Origin of the sequence: Oceaniradius stylonematis (genome assembly GCF_003149475.2) — a bacterium.
Lineage (GTDB): Bacteria > Pseudomonadota > Alphaproteobacteria > Rhizobiales > Rhizobiaceae > Roseitalea > Roseitalea stylonematis.
The window spans coordinates 345290-362166 of record NZ_QFWV02000008.1; the positions used below are offsets into that span (position 1 = coordinate 345290).

15 protein-coding genes and 2 pseudogenes are annotated in these 16877 nt (G+C 64.8%); 11 read left to right on the plus strand and 6 right to left on the minus strand.

Annotated elements, in window-relative coordinates:
• Positions 1 to 115 precede the first annotated feature (115 nt).
• Complete coding sequence (gene uvrB, locus DEM25_RS14850; RefSeq protein ID WP_245412930.1) at positions 116 to 3136, plus strand: excinuclease ABC subunit UvrB; 3021 nt, start codon at positions 116 to 118, stop codon at positions 3134 to 3136.
• Complete coding sequence (locus tag DEM25_RS14855; RefSeq protein WP_109768219.1) at positions 3133 to 3747, plus strand: DUF922 domain-containing protein; 615 nt, start codon at positions 3133 to 3135, stop codon at positions 3745 to 3747. The genes uvrB and DEM25_RS14855 overlap by 4 nt, the downstream gene beginning before the upstream one ends.
• Positions 3748 to 4122: 375 nt before the next feature.
• Here DEM25_RS14855 and DEM25_RS14860 read toward each other — a convergent pair.
• Positions 4123 to 4293: pseudogene (locus DEM25_RS14860) on the minus strand (ATP-dependent Clp protease adaptor ClpS); the annotation flags it as partial.
• 122 nt (positions 4294 to 4415) lie between these two features.
• Here DEM25_RS14860 and DEM25_RS17645 point away from each other — a divergent pair.
• The 3 genes from DEM25_RS17645 (at position 4416) to DEM25_RS14870 (ending at position 7906) form a co-directional block, all read left to right on the plus strand.
• The gene (locus DEM25_RS17645; RefSeq protein WP_158585285.1) at positions 4416 to 6239 is read left to right on the plus strand and encodes a hypothetical protein; all 1824 of its coding nucleotides are present in this window, start codon (positions 4416 to 4418) and stop codon (positions 6237 to 6239) included.
• A gap of 751 nt (positions 6240 to 6990) precedes the next feature.
• Positions 6991 to 7308, plus strand: a complete 318-nt coding sequence (locus DEM25_RS14865; protein ID WP_120222780.1) for a hypothetical protein — start codon at positions 6991 to 6993, stop codon at positions 7306 to 7308.
• A 37-nt stretch (positions 7309 to 7345) separates the two neighbouring features.
• The gene (locus DEM25_RS14870; RefSeq protein WP_158585286.1) at positions 7346 to 7906 is read left to right on the plus strand and encodes a BA14K family protein; all 561 of its coding nucleotides are present in this window, start codon (positions 7346 to 7348) and stop codon (positions 7904 to 7906) included.
• Positions 7907 to 8013: 107 nt separating this feature from the next.
• Here the strand turns inward: DEM25_RS14870 and DEM25_RS14875 are convergent, their stop codons facing one another.
• Entirely contained in the window at positions 8014 to 8667 is a 654-nt protein-coding gene (locus tag DEM25_RS14875) for an MBL fold metallo-hydrolase (RefSeq protein WP_109768291.1), read from the minus strand.
• Positions 8668 to 8768: 101 nt separating this feature from the next.
• A pseudogene (locus DEM25_RS14880) lies at positions 8769 to 9591 on the minus strand (branched-chain amino acid aminotransferase).
• Between the two features lie 98 nt (positions 9592 to 9689).
• Here DEM25_RS14880 and DEM25_RS14885 point away from each other — a divergent pair.
• From DEM25_RS14885 to DEM25_RS14895, 3 genes are read left to right on the plus strand one after another with little or no spacing between them, the layout of a single operon-like run.
• On the plus strand, positions 9690 to 10142 hold the full coding sequence (locus DEM25_RS14885) for a MarR family winged helix-turn-helix transcriptional regulator (protein ID WP_245412949.1): 453 nt from the start codon (positions 9690 to 9692) through the stop codon (positions 10140 to 10142).
• 38 nt (positions 10143 to 10180) lie between these two features.
• Positions 10181 to 10909 (plus strand): response regulator, encoded by a 729-nt coding sequence (locus DEM25_RS14890; protein WP_109768292.1) that lies wholly within the window; start codon positions 10181 to 10183, stop codon positions 10907 to 10909.
• A gap of 48 nt (positions 10910 to 10957) precedes the next feature.
• Positions 10958 to 12385, plus strand: coding sequence for an ATP-binding protein (locus DEM25_RS14895; RefSeq protein WP_109768226.1), 1428 nt, complete (start codon positions 10958 to 10960; stop codon positions 12383 to 12385).
• Between the two features lie 175 nt (positions 12386 to 12560).
• On the opposite strand, the gene DEM25_RS14900 is transcribed toward DEM25_RS14895, so the two are convergent.
• The 3 genes from DEM25_RS14900 to DEM25_RS14910 all read right to left on the minus strand — a co-directional run bounded on the left by DEM25_RS14900 (position 12561) and on the right by DEM25_RS14910 (position 13950).
• Positions 12561 to 12905: a tRNA-binding protein gene (locus DEM25_RS14900; protein ID WP_109768227.1), complete on the minus strand. Its 345-nt coding sequence runs from the start codon at positions 12903 to 12905 to the stop codon at positions 12561 to 12563.
• A 3-nt stretch (positions 12906 to 12908) separates the two neighbouring features.
• Complete coding sequence (locus DEM25_RS14905; RefSeq protein WP_109768228.1) at positions 12909 to 13409, minus strand: type III secretion system chaperone family protein; 501 nt, start codon at positions 13407 to 13409, stop codon at positions 12909 to 12911.
• Between the two features lie 277 nt (positions 13410 to 13686).
• Positions 13687 to 13950, minus strand: coding sequence for an accessory factor UbiK family protein (locus DEM25_RS14910; RefSeq protein WP_109768229.1), 264 nt, complete (start codon positions 13948 to 13950; stop codon positions 13687 to 13689).
• A 90-nt stretch (positions 13951 to 14040) separates the two neighbouring features.
• Between DEM25_RS14910 and lgt the strand changes: the two genes are divergently transcribed.
• The 3 genes from lgt to pgeF are packed head-to-tail and all read left to right on the plus strand — an operon-like array spanning position 14041 to position 16858.
• Entirely contained in the window at positions 14041 to 14916 is an 876-nt protein-coding gene (lgt, locus tag DEM25_RS14915; RefSeq protein ID WP_109768230.1) for a prolipoprotein diacylglyceryl transferase, read from the plus strand.
• Entirely contained in the window at positions 14913 to 16013 is a 1101-nt protein-coding gene (locus DEM25_RS14920) for a class I SAM-dependent methyltransferase (RefSeq protein WP_109768231.1), read from the plus strand. The genes lgt and DEM25_RS14920 overlap by 4 nt, the downstream gene beginning before the upstream one ends.
• Positions 16014 to 16066: 53 nt before the next feature.
• On the plus strand, positions 16067 to 16858 hold the full coding sequence (gene pgeF, locus DEM25_RS14925; protein ID WP_109768232.1) for a peptidoglycan editing factor PgeF: 792 nt from the start codon (positions 16067 to 16069) through the stop codon (positions 16856 to 16858).
• Positions 16859 to 16877 lie beyond the last annotated feature (19 nt).

The following is a 16877-nucleotide window of genomic DNA, read 5'->3' on the forward strand; positions in this document are numbered from 1 at the left end:
TGCGGCTGACGCGATTGGAGGGCGCCCTGGCTCATGACACCCTCCTGTCAGCAGCAGCGGATCAAAGGCGCGCGTCGGCCTTCCTTTTGCCCCGCCTTTTTCCCATATTGGGCGCATGGCCAGACAACAAAAGAAATCCGGCAAGCCCGCCGCCATGGAAGGGTTTGAAGAGGCGCCCCAGCGTGACCTGGAAGGTGCCCCCGTTTCCGGCGGCTCGATCGAGGATTGGGTGCGGCAGCTCGAGGACGACGCCGCGCGCGAACAGCGCGACGCCGAGATGCGCGATATCCGGTCGCGAGCCGGCAAGCATCGGAAGAAAGCCGAGAGATCGAGCGACGGCCCGAAGGACCGAAAGGGTGGCCGCACCAGCGACAGTCGCACGTTGACCCCCGGCGAAAGCGGGGGGAAGCGCAAGACCGGCGCCAGGGAAAAGACCGACCGAGTTTACGAGGTCGGCGACAAGCGCACCGGCGGTGGCGTCTCCATCGGCGGCACCAACGATCCCAAGGAACGCGCCGCGGCGGGCCTGAACCCGGTGGCGGGTCTCGATGTGGGGCTGGAAGAGGCCGAAGAACTTCTCGCGCGCGCGCGCGCCGCATCGCACGTGGCGCGCAGCGCCGCGCAAGAATCGGCGCCATCGGAAGGTGGTGTCACGGCGACGGTCGAGGCGCTCAAGAGCCTGATCGACAGCGGCAATCCGCTGTTCAAGGACGGCAAGATGTGGGTGCCGCACCGTCCCGAACGGCCGGAGAAATCCGAGGGCGGCATCCCGCTCAAGATGGTGACCGAGTACGAACCCGCCGGCGACCAGCCGACGGCGATCAGGGATCTGGTGGAGGGGTTGGGCGAGTTCGCTCCCCTCTCCCCCCTTGTGGGGGAGATGTTGGCGCAGCCGACCGAGGGGGGTATCGAGGGCGACCGCACGCAAGTGCTGCCATCCGAAACGCACGTTGACCGAGCGGCCAGCGAGGGAAGCGCAAGTTTCGGATCACTGGAGAATCAGCCCGAAAGGACGCAAGTCCTTTTGGGCGTCACCGGCTCGGGCAAGACCTTCACCATGGCCAAGGTGATCGAGGAAACCCAGCGCCCGGCGATCATCCTGGCGCCGAACAAGACGCTCGCCGCCCAGCTCTATGGCGAGATGAAATCGTTCTTTCCGGACAATGCGGTCGAGTATTTCGTCTCCTATTACGACTACTACCAGCCCGAGGCCTATGTGCCCCGCACGGACACCTACATCGAGAAGGAATCGACCATCAACGAGCAGATCGACCGGATGCGCCATTCGGCGACCCGCGCTCTGCTCGAGCGCGACGACGTGATCATCGTCGCCTCGGTCTCCTGCATCTACGGTATCGGCTCGGTCGAGACCTATACGGCGATGACCTTCGAGATGACGATCGGCGACCGGCTCGACCAGCGCCAGCTTCTCGCCGATCTGGTCGCCCAGCAATACAAGCGCCAGGACATCAACTTCGTGCGCGGCTCGTTCCGGGTGCGCGGCGACACGATCGAGATCTTTCCGGCCCACCTTGAGGACCGCGCCTGGCGCATCTCGCTGTTCGGCGACGAGATCGAGCAGATCACCGAGTTCGACCCGCTGACCGGCCACAAGACCGATGAGCTCAAGTCGGTGAAGATCTACGCCAACTCGCACTATGTGACGCCGCGCCCGACACTCAACCAGGCGCAAAAGGCGATCAAGGAAGAATTGAAGCACCGGCTTACCGAGCTTGAGAAAGCGGGCCGGCTGCTGGAGGCGCAGCGCCTCGAACAGCGCACGCGCTACGATCTGGAAATGCTTGAAGCCACCGGCTCCTGCCAGGGCATCGAGAACTATTCGCGCTATCTGACCGGCCGCAATCCGGGCGAGCCGCCGCCGACGCTGTTCGAATACATCCCCGACGACGCCATCGTCTTCATCGACGAGAGCCATGTGACCGTGCCGCAGATCGGCGCCATGTATCGCGGCGACTTCCGCCGCAAGGCGACGCTCGCCGAATATGGCTTCCGCCTGCCGTCCTGCATGGACAACCGGCCGCTCAGGTTCGAGGAATGGGACGCCATGCGCCCGCAGACCATCGCCGTGTCGGCAACGCCCGGCGGCTGGGAACTGGACCAGTCCGGCGGCGTCTTCGCCGAACAGGTGATCCGCCCCACCGGGCTGATCGATCCGCCCGTCGAGATCCGGCCCGCCACGAACCAGGTCGACGATGTGCTCGGCGAGATCCGCGCCACCGCGCAGGCCGGCTACCGGACGCTGTGCACGGTGCTGACCAAGCGCATGGCCGAGGATCTGACCGAATATCTGCACGAGCAGGGCGTCCGGGTAAGGTACATGCATTCGGACATCGACACGATCGAGCGCATCGAGATCATCCGCGATTTGCGGCTCGGCGCGTTCGACTGCCTGGTCGGCATCAACCTCTTGCGCGAGGGCCTGGACATTCCCGAATGCGGGTTCGTCGCCATCCTCGACGCGGACAAGGAGGGCTTCCTGCGCTCGGAAACCTCGCTGATCCAGACAATTGGCAGGGCAGCACGCAACGTCGACGGCAAGGTGATCCTCTATGCCGACCGGGAGACCGGCTCGATGCAGCGCGCGCTGGCCGAGACCGGCCGCCGCCGGCAAAAGCAGCTCGAATACAATGAAGAGCACGGCATCACGCCGCAATCGGTCAAGGCCAACATCGCCGACATTCTCGACTCGGTCTACGAGAAGGACCATGTGCGCGCCGACATCACCGGCAAGGGCGGCAAGGGGCTGGCGGCCGACGAGGGCGCGCTGGTCGGCAACAATCTGGCCGCCCATCTCGAGGCGCTCGAAAAGCAGATGCGCGACGCCGCCGCCGACCTCGATTTCGAGACCGCCGCGCGCCTGCGCGACGAGATCAAGCGCCTGCGCGAGCAGGAACTGGCCGTGTTGGACGACCCGCTGGCGCGCGACGCGGGGATCGAGAGTGAGAAGCGGTTTGCGAAGCAGAGAAGACGATCCGGCGAATCGTCTTCAGCGACGAACGCCCGGAGCCCTAGCGGAGGGCCGCGGAAGGAGGGCGTCAAGGAAGAAAACTCCTACTTCCGCAAGAACACGCTCGACGAGATGACCGTCGGCCGCACGGAGAAACCCAAACGGTGACGGCCCCCGCGCCCGTCCCCGCCCCTGCGCGCCGGGCTGCCCTCGCCCTGATCGCGCTCGCCCTGACGGCACTGCCCGCCCGCGCGCTAGACTGGACCGCCAGCGAGAGAACCGTCCACTACGCCATCGACGGGTCGACTGGCATGGCGCTCTACCGGTCGATCGGCGCCAACGGGCCGGTGGTCAGCCTCAGGCGCGCCATCGCGCTCACCGAATATGAGCTTTTGTGGGGCCGCGACTATGTGCCCGACGGCACCGCCTGCCGGCTCGCCGAAGTGCGCCCGTTCCTGACCATCACCTACCGCCTGCCCCGCCCGCGCGCCGCACTCGACGGCGGAACACAGGCCAAATGGTCCACCTTCATCGCCGGCATCACCGCCCATGAGCATGTGCATGGCGCGCTGATGCGCGGCATGGTCGACGACATTATCGGTGAGACGCTGGGGCTGGTGGTGACGGACGATCCGGGCTGCCAGAAAATCCGCGCCGAGGTGGAGCGGCGGGTCATCGCCGCCCATGCGCGCTACAAGGCCAAGAACCGCGCGTTCGAGCAAAGCGAAATGGCGCCGGGCGGCAATGTGCAGCGGCTGGTGCTGGGGTTGGTGAAGTAGGCGGCTGCGCCTCCCCTTCTCCCCGCCATCCAATCCTGCGTCATCCTCGGGCTTGACCCGAGGATCCATTCCGTGATGCCTAGGCATCCTCGATGCCGGAAACATGGCGCCGCACCCCCACCCTTCATCCCTCCCCACAAGGGGGAGGGACGACGTCCGCACACCACCCTTGTCGTCAACATTCGAGCCAGGCTTGGAATCCCATCCGGTGGGTGCGATGCCAAGGCCTTCCCTCCCCCTTGTGGGGAGGGATGAAGGGTGGGGGTTTCTGGGCCCGGAGCCGACCGTTGGATGCCCCTCACCCGACTGCGACCGGCGCTTGCACCGCTCGCGCGGTCTCGTATCCCTCTCCCCGCGCGCGGGGAGAAGGAAAGCCTACTCCTCCGGCTCCGCCGCGAACGTCAGCGGAAAGCCGGCGGCCTTGCCCGCATCGGTCGCGCGCCCGGCCTTGGTCTCGGCGACATCGCGGGTGAAGACGGCGACGACGCACGACCCCTGCCGGTGCGCGGTGATCATGATGCGGGTGGCCTGGTCGCCGGTCACCCGGGACTAGGCCTTAAGCACAGCTGCGACGAATAAGTATGCAAACGCTAGATCGAACGTTCGTCAGCGGATTTGACAGGCCTGTGTGATGCCACATCACGCACATATATTGGGATGTGAAAGAATTGACACTCGCGACCCAATATGAGCGGCTCAAACGCAAAAAGCCCGTAAAGCAAGGGAAACTGGATATGCAAATTGGCAGTAAGGATTGGTTTGAGTTCAGCACCGAGCTTAAGCGCCGCTACAAAAACGCGACGTGGATCCCACTCCGAGCGTGTTTGACCAATTCCAACGAAGTCAGGCTAAACCAAGTCGGCCTTATCGAGGATGGAATATACGTCGGCACGGCGGCCTTTCCTCCCGACAGAATGGCCGAAGCCGAGCATTGCGGATGGCACGAGATAGGCATTGGCACGACGCCAAGCCCTTTCGCCTATGAAGATGGGCAATACAAGCGGGCAGATGAGTTTCAGTACAACGAAAAACAAACAATCGGATCCAATCTTGTATTCGAACGCCGCATCAGTGCCATTGGAAAGAGAAATTGGATCATCGATCCGGATCTAACGCTCGCGCTCAAACTTTTTCCTGATGGAGACAATTGGATCGCGCCGGACGAGAATTTCACTATAGCCGTACGGACAAAACAAGATCATGACGGAAATTCAACTTTAGTCGAGATAAGGAAGGATTTTCTCCTCGATTACTTAGCAGCAAGAAATCTCAATCTTCGGATGTCAATCTATCGTCAGCGGGTTATGACCGTAAATGCACTAAGCGAAACGCCCTATGATTCTGTGGGTACCCTAGATGAACAACGAGACGGTGCTCGCTTTTCACTGCTTATTCGCACGCTCGACCAAATCTACGGCGGAGAGGCCGCTGTTTTTCACGTCTGGCACGAAGATTTTGATCATCGTCAAGACTCACCAAAACTAGATGCCAGTTCTGGGAAAAGAACAGGTGGAGCGAGCAAAACAGTAAAGGGGCGAGCGTACTCCGGGTTTCGCATTGAAGGAGAATTCTGGCGTGACGAGTGGATCGAACACAACGGATATAGTCCGCGGGTAAGGTTCGATGAACCAAACGTTTATCCTCAGTTCGTCGTTGAAAACGACGGCACAAAAATGGCTTCGAACAATCTAGCACACGAAGACATAGGGCGATGGCTTTGGTTTAGAACGCAGGTCATCCAGTCGCTCTTGTCCAACAAAGGATTCTTTTTGAAGTGGTATACAGATGACACTGCTGGCGTGTTCTCGCCGTCCGGCCAAAATGTTCATTTCGGATTGAATGAGCATAACCTAATCGTAGCTTACGCGTATGAAGTTGCGCGGCTACCCGTATGGCAACAGGAGATTTGGGCTGCCTACTCGGTAGAGCCGGAAGGTGGACTTGGCGACGAGCTCGCCGCTTCACATGTCAGGGCTGCTCCGGCCCACACTAAAGCCCCAGAGGAGAAACTACTGGGCTGTATAGAGTTGCTTAATGCGTCGTTTGCGAAAAAATTCGGATCAGAGCTGTATGCTCACACGGAAGAGGTGCAGAACAAAGCGCGCCCAATCTCACGTTATTCCGTTTTCAGCGACGCAGATCTTCTGAGATTGGCCAAAGAGCTTCACCGAACGGTGATCGAGCCGATTAGAATTGGCGTCCTGCGATCTGCTCTGAACCAACCGGATTCGAAGCTAGGCTCGCTGAAGTTGATAGAACAAATTCTGACCGACTTAGTTGGTCAAGATCCAGCGCACAATCTCATGGGTGTTTTGCACGGAGTGTATCAGCTGAGAATCGCAGATTCTCATTTGACTAGTGCGGCGATCGAACCAGCATTTCAGCTGGCTCAGATCGATCGCGGCGTTCATCATGTGCGGCAAGCAAAACAGCTGATTGACAACTTTGCCCGTTCTCTATGGGAAATCGCCGGATCAATTGATTCGAGGTAGCTCAGAGGAACGCCATCCCTGAAGGCAACCTGCAAAACTTATCCCCCTTCCCTCACCCTCCCCCATACTCCCCTCACCCCTTTCGCGAAGGCTCGGGTCTAGAACCGACCATCCGGGGAAAGGGGCGGCGGCGTGGTCGGCCGGGCAGAGGTGTCCGGCTGGAGGATGACTCCCCAGATCACGGCGGAATGAAGGTGGCTCCGGATCGCGGGCGTTCCCCGCAATTCACCGCCGCACCCTGTCGAGCGACAAGCGAGACAGAAAGGTCTGCGGCGGCNGATAGAGCCATGCCGATCACCGCAAGCCCGCCGAACGGGCGGTCGCAAGATCGCACATAACTCAAGAACGGCTCGCGCTCTTCCGACCGCCCGTTCCTTCGGTCTTTCAAGCTGGCGCAAGGACTTGCGCGGGCCAAGGCCCACGTGCGCCTTGCGCCGGGTTGCGGGGCACGCCCGCCCGACGCCGGAGGAAAGGCTCGGACGCGCTCGCCCAAAGCGCACGTTGACCCTCGGGCCAGGCCCGAGGGGAAGCGCAAGCTTTGGGCCGAAAAAGGAGCACCGAGGCGCCGGATCGCGGGCGTCCCCCGCAACCACCGCCGCACCCTGTCGAGCGACAAGCGAGACAGAAAGGTCTGCGGCGGCATCAAAGAAAGGAACCACCANTGACAGATCCCGAACCCGACCTTAATGCTCAACTCGACACCCTTCTCGGCCCCGATCCGGAGGCCGATGCCCGCGCCGAGGCCGACACAGTGGCGCTCGCCGCCCGCGCCGCGCAGTTCGTTGCCAACCGCGCGCGCCGCTGGAAAACCTGCCCGAAGCGCGCCTGCCGCCGCGCCCGGGCCTGCACCGGCGAGGGGCCGCCGGCGGCGCTGCCGCCCTGTGGCGCGGAAGGCGACTGGCGGGCGATCAACGGTCTCGCCCTGTTCGCCGTCCTCGAGCGTCTGCACGCGATCAGGCGGGATTTGAGGGCGCAAGCGATCGAGGGACCGGAATTGGCGGACCGGGAGTTTCATGACGAGATGGCCGGCGCGGCGCCGTTCAGCCAGCGTTCAGGTGCGCGGCGCTAGACCATGGCAAGGGCAACGATTGCCGAAGGAGACAGCCATGAAGGCCATCCGCACCGCGCTTGGCGCGCTCGCCGTCGCCGCGACCGCGCTGACCGGCCTGCCGGGCGCCACCGCGCCGGCCCATGCCGAGAGCGAGAACGTGACGATCTATCATTCCGACGGACGGGTCAGCCATTGCGGCCCGCTGGGCAACTGCAACCAGGTGCAGCGCGTGCGCCCGCGCCAGTGGCACGGCCAGCGCGGCTACCAGCACCGCCCGCGCCATCACTACCGCCATGGCGGCCGCGTCGATGACGGCACCGCGGCGGCGATCCTGGGCATCACGGGGCTTGCCATTGTCGGCGGCGCGCTGGCCCACCAGAACCGCACGCTGCCCAGCCATGCGGACCCCGCCTACCGGCACCGGTCGCCGCGCGGCGGCGGCGCCTACTATCCGCCGGCGCCCTCGGGCCCGAACGTGATCACCTATGAGAGCGGGCTCGAGCCCTGGTCGCCGGGCTGGTACCAATGGTGCGACCGGCGCTACCGCTCGTTCGATCCCCGGCGCGGCACCTTTCGCGGCTATGACGGCCGGGACCATTTCTGCGTGCCGCGCTGATCGCGCGGCCCGCCGGGGGCGTCATGCCGCCATGCCATTCCGCCATGCCATCGGCGCCGCCAGGGGCGACCGGCGCGGCATGGCGGACGGTCTGGACCCGAGGGGATCTAGACTTGGCCGGCGAGGAACGGATTGGTCCGCCGTTCCTCGCCGAGCCTGCCGCCAGGCCCGTGCCCGCAGATGAAGCCGAAATCGTCGCCCAGCGGCATCAGCTTGTCGCGGATCGAGGCCAAAAGCGTCTGATGGTCGCCGCCGGGCAGGTCCGTGCGGCCGATCGAGCCGGCAAACAGGACGTCGCCCACATGGGCGAACTGCGCCGCCCGGTTGACGAACACCACATGGCCCGGCGCATGGCCGGGGCAATGCAGCACCTCGAATGTGTGGCCACCCAGATCGAGCGTGTCGCCCTCGGCGAGCCAGCGGTCCGGCGTGACGTTGCGCACGGCCGTGTCCAGGCCGAACATCGCCGCCTGCTGTTCCAGCGCGCCCAGCAGCGGTTCGTCGTCGCGGTGCGGGCCGATGATCTCGATGCCGAGCCGGTCCTTCAGGTCCATCGCCCCGCCGGCATGGTCGATATGGCCGTGCGTCAGCCAGATCGCGCCGATCGTCAGCCCGTGCCCGTCGGCGGCCTCGATGATGCGGTCGATGTCACCGCCCGGATCGACGACGACGGCTGCCTTGCTGTCGCCGTCGAACAGGAGCGTGCAGTTCTGCTGAAATCCCGTTACCGGGACGATGATCGCCTGAAGCGCGCCGGACATGATGGTCAACCTCTGTGGGAACGGACCGCGCATCCATAGGCGCCGCGCCCGCCCCATGCAATCGCCGGACGTCCATTCGGCACGAGGGCGGTCGGCGCGCCTTACTCGGCGGCGACGGCCGTCGCCGGCATCACCTCGGCCTCGTAGTCCGCCATCAGCGTCCTGGCGATCTCGCCGACGGCGAAGCTGTAGGGGCCAATCTCGGAGACCGGCGTCACCTCGGCGGCGGTGCCGGTCAGGAAGCACTGCTCGAACCCGGCCATCTCCTCGGGCATGATCACCCGCTCGTTGACGATCAGTCCGCGCCGCTTGGCCAGATCGATCACCGTGCGCCGCGTGATGCCGTCAAGGAAGCAGTCGGGCACCGGCGTGTGCAGTTCGCCGTCCTTGACGAAGAACACGTTGGCGCCGGTGGCCTCGGCGACGCGCCCGCGCCAGTCCAGCATCAGCGCATCGGCATAACCCTTGGCCTCGGCGGCATGCTTGGAGATGGTGCAGATCATGTAAAGGCCGGCAGCCTTGGACTTGGACGGCGCGGTCGCCGGATCGGGCCGGCGGTACTCGGCCATGTCCAGGCGGATGCCCTTGAGCTTTTCGGCGGGGTCGAAATAGCTCGGCCATTCCCACACGGCGATCGCAAGATTGATCCGGTTCTTCTGCGCCGAAACGCCCATCATCTCCGAACCGCGCCAGGCGACGGGACGGACATAGGCATNAGCCCAGGATGCGCGCCGATTCCACCAGCCGCTCGGAATGTTCGGTCAGCTTGAAGATCCGGCCGCCATAGGCGCGCTCGCCCTCGAATACCGAGCTTGCATAGTGCAGGCCATGCGTCAGCACGTGAATCTTTGCATCCGCCCACGGCACGAACGCGCCGTTCATCCAGATGTCGCCGTCAAGCTGATCGAAGGGAACTGCTGCCATGGCCGGATCCTCGCCTTGCCGGTTCGCGGGTCGTCATCGGCGATGCGCCCGGACCGTTTATTGTGTGCGCTGCATCATCGCCCGGCGGCGGCGCAGCGNTGTCAGACCCCGGCGCCGACACAGACACGCTGATCGAACTGCTGTTTTTCGCCTATCGCGATTTCATCGCCGATCCCGACGCGATCCTCGCCGAACTCGATTTCGGCCGCGCGCACCATCGCGTGCTGCACTTCATCGACCGCAAACCGGGGCTGACGGTCGCCGAACTGCTCGATTTTCTCGGCATCACCAAACAGAGTCTGGCCCGCGTGCTCAAGCAGCTCGTCGATGGCGGCTTTGTGCGTCAGGATGCCGGCCATGGCGACCGGCGCCGGCGCGAACTGCATCTGACGCCGAAGGGCGCCGATCTGATCGCCCGGCTGCGCGAGCCACAGTCTCGCCGCATCCACGCGGCATTGACCGAGTCCGGCCAATCGCCGGACGAGATGGCCCGTTTCCTGCGCGCGATGACCGATGCGCAGGGACGTGCCCAGATCGAGGCGCTGACGTGACCACGGGACCGGCGGCGACGCAGCCAAGGGAGGCAGCCATGGCGCAACCGCAGCACACCGACCGACCGGTGCCCGAACCGCCGGACGATCAGGCGCCGCACATTCTCATCGTCGATGACGACACACGCATCCGCCAGCTCCTGACGCAATATCTGTCGCAGAACGGCTATCGCGTCACCGCCGCCGAGGACGCCGCCGATGCCCGCCGCAAGATGGAGGGGCTGGCCTTCGATCTGATGGTGCTCGACGTGATGATGCCCGGCGAGAACGGCGTGTCGCTGGCGCGCTCCCTGCGCGGTGCCGAAAGCGATGTGCCGATCCTGATGCTGACCGCGCGCAGCGAAACCGATCAGCGCATCGAGGGGCTGGACGCCGGCGCCGACGATTATCTGGGCAAGCCGTTCGATCCGCGCGAACTGCTGCTCCGCATCGGCAATATCGTGCGGCGCCGCATCCCCGAGGATATCGGCCTTGTCGAGCAGATCGTCTTCGGACCGTTCATCTTTCTGATCGGCAAGCGAGAGCTGAAGAAGAGCGGCGAGGTGGTCAAGCTGACCGACCGCGAGCGCGACATTCTGGTGCGCTTTGCCCGCAATCCCGGCGAAACCATCGCCCGCCACGCCCTGGTCGACGACGATGCCGAGATCGGCGAACGCACGATCGACGTGCAGATCAACCGCCTCCGCCGCAAGCTGGAAGCCGACCCCGCCAATCCGCGTTATCTTCAAACGGTGCGCGGAATGGGCTACCGTCTGTCGATCGAGTGACGGTGGCGCTGCCACCGCCAGGGCGGAGATGACGGGCGGCCGGGCGCAATGACACTGGCACACAATGACGGCGCCAGGGCCGGCGCCCCGCAGCGGCGCAGCCTGCGCCGGCGTCTGGCGCGCGCCAGCCGCTACACGGCGCTCAAATGGCGCCAGTGGATTTCGCGCGCCACGCTCACCCTGCCGCGCGGCCTTTATGCGCGTTCGCTGATCATCATCATCGCGCCGATGGTGCTGCTGCAATCGGTGATCGCCTTCGTCTTCATGGAGCGGCACTGGCAGACCGTCACCCAGCGCCTTTCGACCGCCGTCACGCGCGACATCGCCGCGATCATCGATGTGATCGAAACCTACCCGCAGGACCAGACCTACGCGGAAGTGACGCGCATCGCCCGCGAGCGGCTCGCGCTGAACGTCGCCATCCTGCCGCCCGATCCGCTGCCCGCGCCGGCGCCCAAACCGTTCTTCTCGATCCTCGACCAGATCCTGTCCGAAGAAATCACCCGGCAGATCGGCCGGCCCTTCTGGATCGACACGGTCGGCAATTCCAACCTGGTGGAAATCCGCATCCGGATGGAAGACAAGGTGCTGCGCGTCTTCGCCCGGCGCAGCCAGGCCTATGCCTCCAACACCCACATCTTCCTGTTGTGGATGGTCGGCACGTCGCTCGTCCTCTTGTTCATCGCCATCCTGTTCCTGCGCAACCAGATCAGGCCTATCCAGAAGCTCGCCGAGGCAGCCGAGGGCTTCGGCAAGGGCCATGCGCTTCCCGACAGTTTCCGGCCGCGCGGCGCCATCGAGGTGCGCCAGGCGAGCCTTGCCTTCATCCGGATGCGCGAACGCATCGAAAAGCAGATCGAGCAGCGCACCGAGATGCTGGCCGGCGTCAGCCACGACCTGCGCACCATCCTGACGCGCTTCAAGCTGCAACTGGCGATGAGCGAGCCGTCGGACGACATTGCCGCGATGGAAAAGGACATCGACGACATGCAGTCGATGCTGGAGGGCTATCTCGATTTCGCCAAGGGCGATGTCGAGGAGGAGACCGGCGAACTCGACCTGCGCGAGGCGCTTGACGAGATCGCCGCCCAGGGCCGGCTGCACGATCGCGAGGTCGTCGTCAGCGTCCTGGGACGGCGCGACATCGTTGTCCGGCCCGTCGCCTTCCGGCGGCTTCTGGCCAACATCGCCTCGAACGCCTTCCGCCATGCCGAGCGGCTCGAAGTGGTGGCTCAGGTTTCTCGCGGCCGGCTGACGCTGACGATGGACGATAACGGCCCGGGCATTCCCGAGGACGAGCGCGACGACGTGTTCCGGCCCTTCTACCGGATCGACGATGCGCGCAATCTGGACAAGAGCGGCACGGGCCTGGGCCTGTCGATCGCCCGGGACGTCGCCCGCAAGCATGGCGGCGACATCGTGCTCGACGATTCGCCGCTTGGCGGTTTGCGCGTGACCGTGCGCCTGCCGGTCTAAGGGATTGGCATCGTCCACCTCCCCTTGAGGGGAGGTCGGCGAATGGCGAGCAAAGCGAGGCAGAGCCGGGCGGGGGTAATCGCCAGCCCATACATCTGACTGTCACCCCCACCCGCTCGCCCGACGCAAAGCTTGGTCTCGCGTGCCTCGCCTCAAGGGGGAGGCTGGCAGGCGCCTACATCAGCCGCTGGCCGTTCTTGACGGGCTTGTCGATGGCGGCCAGCACGACCGCGCCGTCTTCGTCCTCAAACCCCAGGGTCAGCACCTCCGAGCGCATCGGCCCGATCTGGCGCGGCGGAAAGTTCACGACCGCCATCACCTGCCGGCCGACCAGTTCCTCGGGCGTGTAGTGCACGGTGATCTGCGCCGAGGATTTCTTGATGCCGATCTCCGGTCCGAAATCGATCTTCATCCTGATCGCCGGCTTGCGCGCCTCTGGGAAGGGCTCGGCCTCGACGATCGTGCCGGTGCGGATGTCGACCTTCAGAAAGTCGTCGAACGCGATAAAGTCGTCGCTCATCGGTCACGCCTCGCCGACGGTCTCGAACATCGCATGGTCGAGCGCGACGCGCGCATTGACGCCCGACCAGACGACCGACTGGAACGCCTGGAAGTAGCTCTCGCACGTCTCGATCGCGCTCGAGAGCATCACCTCCACCTGCGCTTCGGTGGGCTCGGCCCCGCCAGCCAGGATCAGCGAATGACGGAACATCACCGCCCCTTCCTGCTCCCAGAAGTCGAAATGGCCGATCAGCAATTGCTCGTTGATCAGCGACAGGAGCCGGGTGAGTTCCACCATCCGGTTCTTCTGCACCGTCACGTCGAACGCGCAGGCAAAATGCAGCGATTCAAAATCCGGCATCCAGGCATAGGAGATGTGGTAATTGGTCCAGTTGCCGGCCACCGCGACCGCGATCTCGTCATCGCCGGTGCGCTCGAAATTCCAGTCGCGCGCATAGGCGACATGCTCGATCACATCGACCGGGTGGGCGATCCTGTCATCGTCCAGTTCAAGAAGGCTCATCAACGCATCCAAGGCTAGGCCGGAACGGTCCGGCGTGCAGGGTGCTTGGGCACCGCTGCGAATCACTCAATAATTTCAGTGTATTGATGAGAGGGCGCGGGGAAAGCCCCGGCGGGGCGTCATCGATCAAACAGATGTGGACGGCCGGTTTTGCCCACAGATTCGACCGTAGCGTAAGCGACTCTCGCCAAAGGGCTTTTTGAAGGCGCGGACTCGGTTCGTTCCTGTGGAAAAAAACCGTTGTACAACGGTCATCAAAGCCGCGCAGGCGGCCCGATTACGTGTCTTCGAGCTTGGCGACCCGCGCTTCCAGCGCATCGACGCGCTCTGCGAGCGCTTCGGCCCGGGCGCTGGCGGAAAGCGCGGCTTCCTTCATCGCCTCGAACTCCTCGCGCTGGACAAGATCCATCGAGGCAAGAAACTTTTCCGCCTGCGCCTGGAACATCGTCTCGGCCTCGCGCCGCATGCCCTGCGCCGCGCCGGCGGCATCGGTCATCAGCTTGGCGAAATCGTCAAATATCCGGTTGGGGCCTGTTGTCATGTCGCTATCTCCACTATGGCACCTTACCTATGAGACCGCGCCGTCACAGACAAGGCGCCAACCGAATCAGGACCTGCGAAAGCCGCGCGCATGGACGTTTTCACCCCCGCCCTTCTCACACAGACCGCTCTCGCCTTTCCCGACATCGACCCGGTGCTGATCCAGATCGGCCCGGTGGCGATCCGATGGTATTCGCTGGGGTACATTGTCGGCATCGTCATCGGCTGGGTGCTGGCCCGCCGCATGGTGCACAACGAGCGCCTCTGGGGCGGCCCTGCGCCGATCCAGCCGGTCGACATCGATGATTTCCTCCTCTGGGCGACGATCGGCATCATCGCCGGCGGACGGATCGGCTATGTGCTGTTTTACGATCTGGGCACCTTCCTCGCCGAACCGCTGCGCATCTTCACGGTGTGGCAGGGCGGCATGTCCTTCCACGGCGGGCTGATCGGCACGACGCTGGCCATGCTCTTTTTCGCCCGCTCGCGCGGCATCGATCCCTGGCGCCTGTTCGATGTCATCGCCGCCGTCGCTCCCATCGGCATCGGTCTCGTGCGCATCGCCAATTTCATCAACGCCGAACTCTATGGCCGCCCGTCGGACGTCGGCTGGGCGATGGTCTTCCCGACCGATCCCGAGCGCCTGCCGCGCCATCCCAGCCAGCTCTACGAGGCGTTTCTGGAAGGGCTGGTCCTGTTCATCCTGCTTTGGGTCGCCGTCCACATCTGGCTCAAGCTGAGAAACCCGCGCTTCGTCACCGGCCTGTTCGTCGGCGGCTATGGGGCGGCGCGCACCTTCGTCGAGTTCTTCCGCGAGCCGGACCCGCAACTGGGCTTCCTGCTCGGCACCGAATGGCTGACCATGGGCATGGTGCTGTCGATCCCCATGGCGCTTTTGGGTCTGGCGCTTGTGCTGTCGGCCCGGCCGGCCAAACCGGTCCCCGCCGCCACCGACGAAACAAAATGACCACGCCGCTCGCCGCGATCCTTGCCGCGCGCATCGCCGCGGCGGGGCCGATGACCGTCGCCGCCTATATGGCCGAATGCCTGCTGCACCCCGAGCACGGCTATTACGCCTCGCGGGAACCGTTCGGCGCGAAGGGTGATTTCGTCACCGCGCCGGAGATCAGCCAGCTCTTCGGCGAGATCGTCGGCGCGGTCCTCGTCAATGCGTGGCGACAGGCCGGGCGTCCCGCGCCCTTCCTTCTCGCCGAAGCCGGCCCCGGACGCGGCACGCTGATGGCCGACATTGTCCGAACCGGGCGGATCGATCCCGCCTTTTCGGCCGCCGCGCGCATCGTTCTGGTGGAAGCGAGCGCCCGCCTGCGCGACGTGCAGCGCAAAACGCTCGGTACCGATGCGCGCCGCGCCACGTGGGTGGACCGGTTGGACGATCTGCCGGACCTTCCGCTCTTTCTGGCCGCCAACGAATTTTTCGACGCGCTGCCGTTCCGGCAATTCGTCAAGACGACCAATGGCTGGCGCGAACGCATGGTCGGGCTCTGCAACGACAGCGCCCTCACCTTCACCGCCGGCGCCTCCGTGCTTCCGGACGGCGAACGCCCGCCCGGTCATGCCGATGCGCCGGACGGGTCCGTCTTCGAGATCGCGCCGGCGCGCGAGGCCGCCGCAGCCACGGTCGGCGCACATCTCGCCGCGCATGGCGGGCTGGCCGTGCTGATCGACTACGGCCATCTTCAGACCGGCATTGGCGACACGTTCCAGGCGATGCGCGGCCATGACTTTGCCGACCCGCTCGCCGAACCGGGCCTTGCCGACCTGACCAGCCATGTCGACTTCGAGTCGCTCGCTCGTGCCGCCGCTTCCGAAGGCGCGCGTGCCCTGCCGGCGATGACGCAAGGCGCGTTCCTGCTCGGCGGCGGCATCGTCGAACGGGCCGGCGCGCTGGGTGCCGGAAAGGATGCGTCCGCACAGGATGCGATCCGCGCCGACGTTACCCGCCTGTGCGGTGATGGCGACGGCCAGATGGGGGCCCTCTTCAAGGTTTTGGGCCTGACCGGACCCGGCCTTGAAGGTCCCGTCCCGCCCTTTCAAGCCGGTTGACAGCGCGGTGCCCATCCCACACCGTCGCCCCGCGATGAACAGGTCATGCACGCATGAATGAGCACGGACCGCCGCCGCTTCAACCGGTGATTTCGAACGCGTTCGGCGCTGGCCGCGCCATCCGGCACGGCTTCTTCACGCGGGCGGGCGGGGTTTCCGAAGGTCTTTATGCCGGTCTCAACGCGGGGCTGGGCTCGGCGGACGATCAGGACCATGTGCGCGAAAACCGCCGCCGCATCGCCGGCTGGTTCGGCGTCGGAGAAATCGCCCTCAGCGGCTGCCATCAGATCCATTCCGCCGATGTCGTCACCATCGACGCGCCGATCCCGCTGGACGGCCGCCCCAAGGCCGATGCGCTGGTCACCGCAACGCCCGGCATTCCGATCGGCGTTTTGACCGCCGATTGCGCGCCGGTCCTGTTCGCCGACTCGGACGCGCCGGTCGTCGGCGCCGCCCATGCCGGCTGGAAGGGCGCGCTGACCGGCGTTCTTGAAAATACCGTCGATGCGATGGTCGCCCTGGGCGCCGAAAGGGCGCGCATCGCCGCCATCGTCGGCCCGTCGATCAGCCAGCCCAACTATGAGGTCGGCCCGGAATTCGCCGAGCGCTTCATGACCGCCCATCCGGACAATGCCGGCTGGTTCCGGCCAAGCGGCCGACCGGGCCATCATCTGTTCGACCTTGCCGGCTATTGCGTTGCCCGGCTTCAGGGGGCCGGCGTCACCGCCTCGGCCACCGGCGAATGCACCTATGCCGACGAGGCACGCTTTTTCTCCTACCGCCGCACCACCCATCGCGGCGAATCCGATTATGGCCGGCAGATGTCGGCCATCATGATCGTCTGACGCCCACCACCGAGGAGAG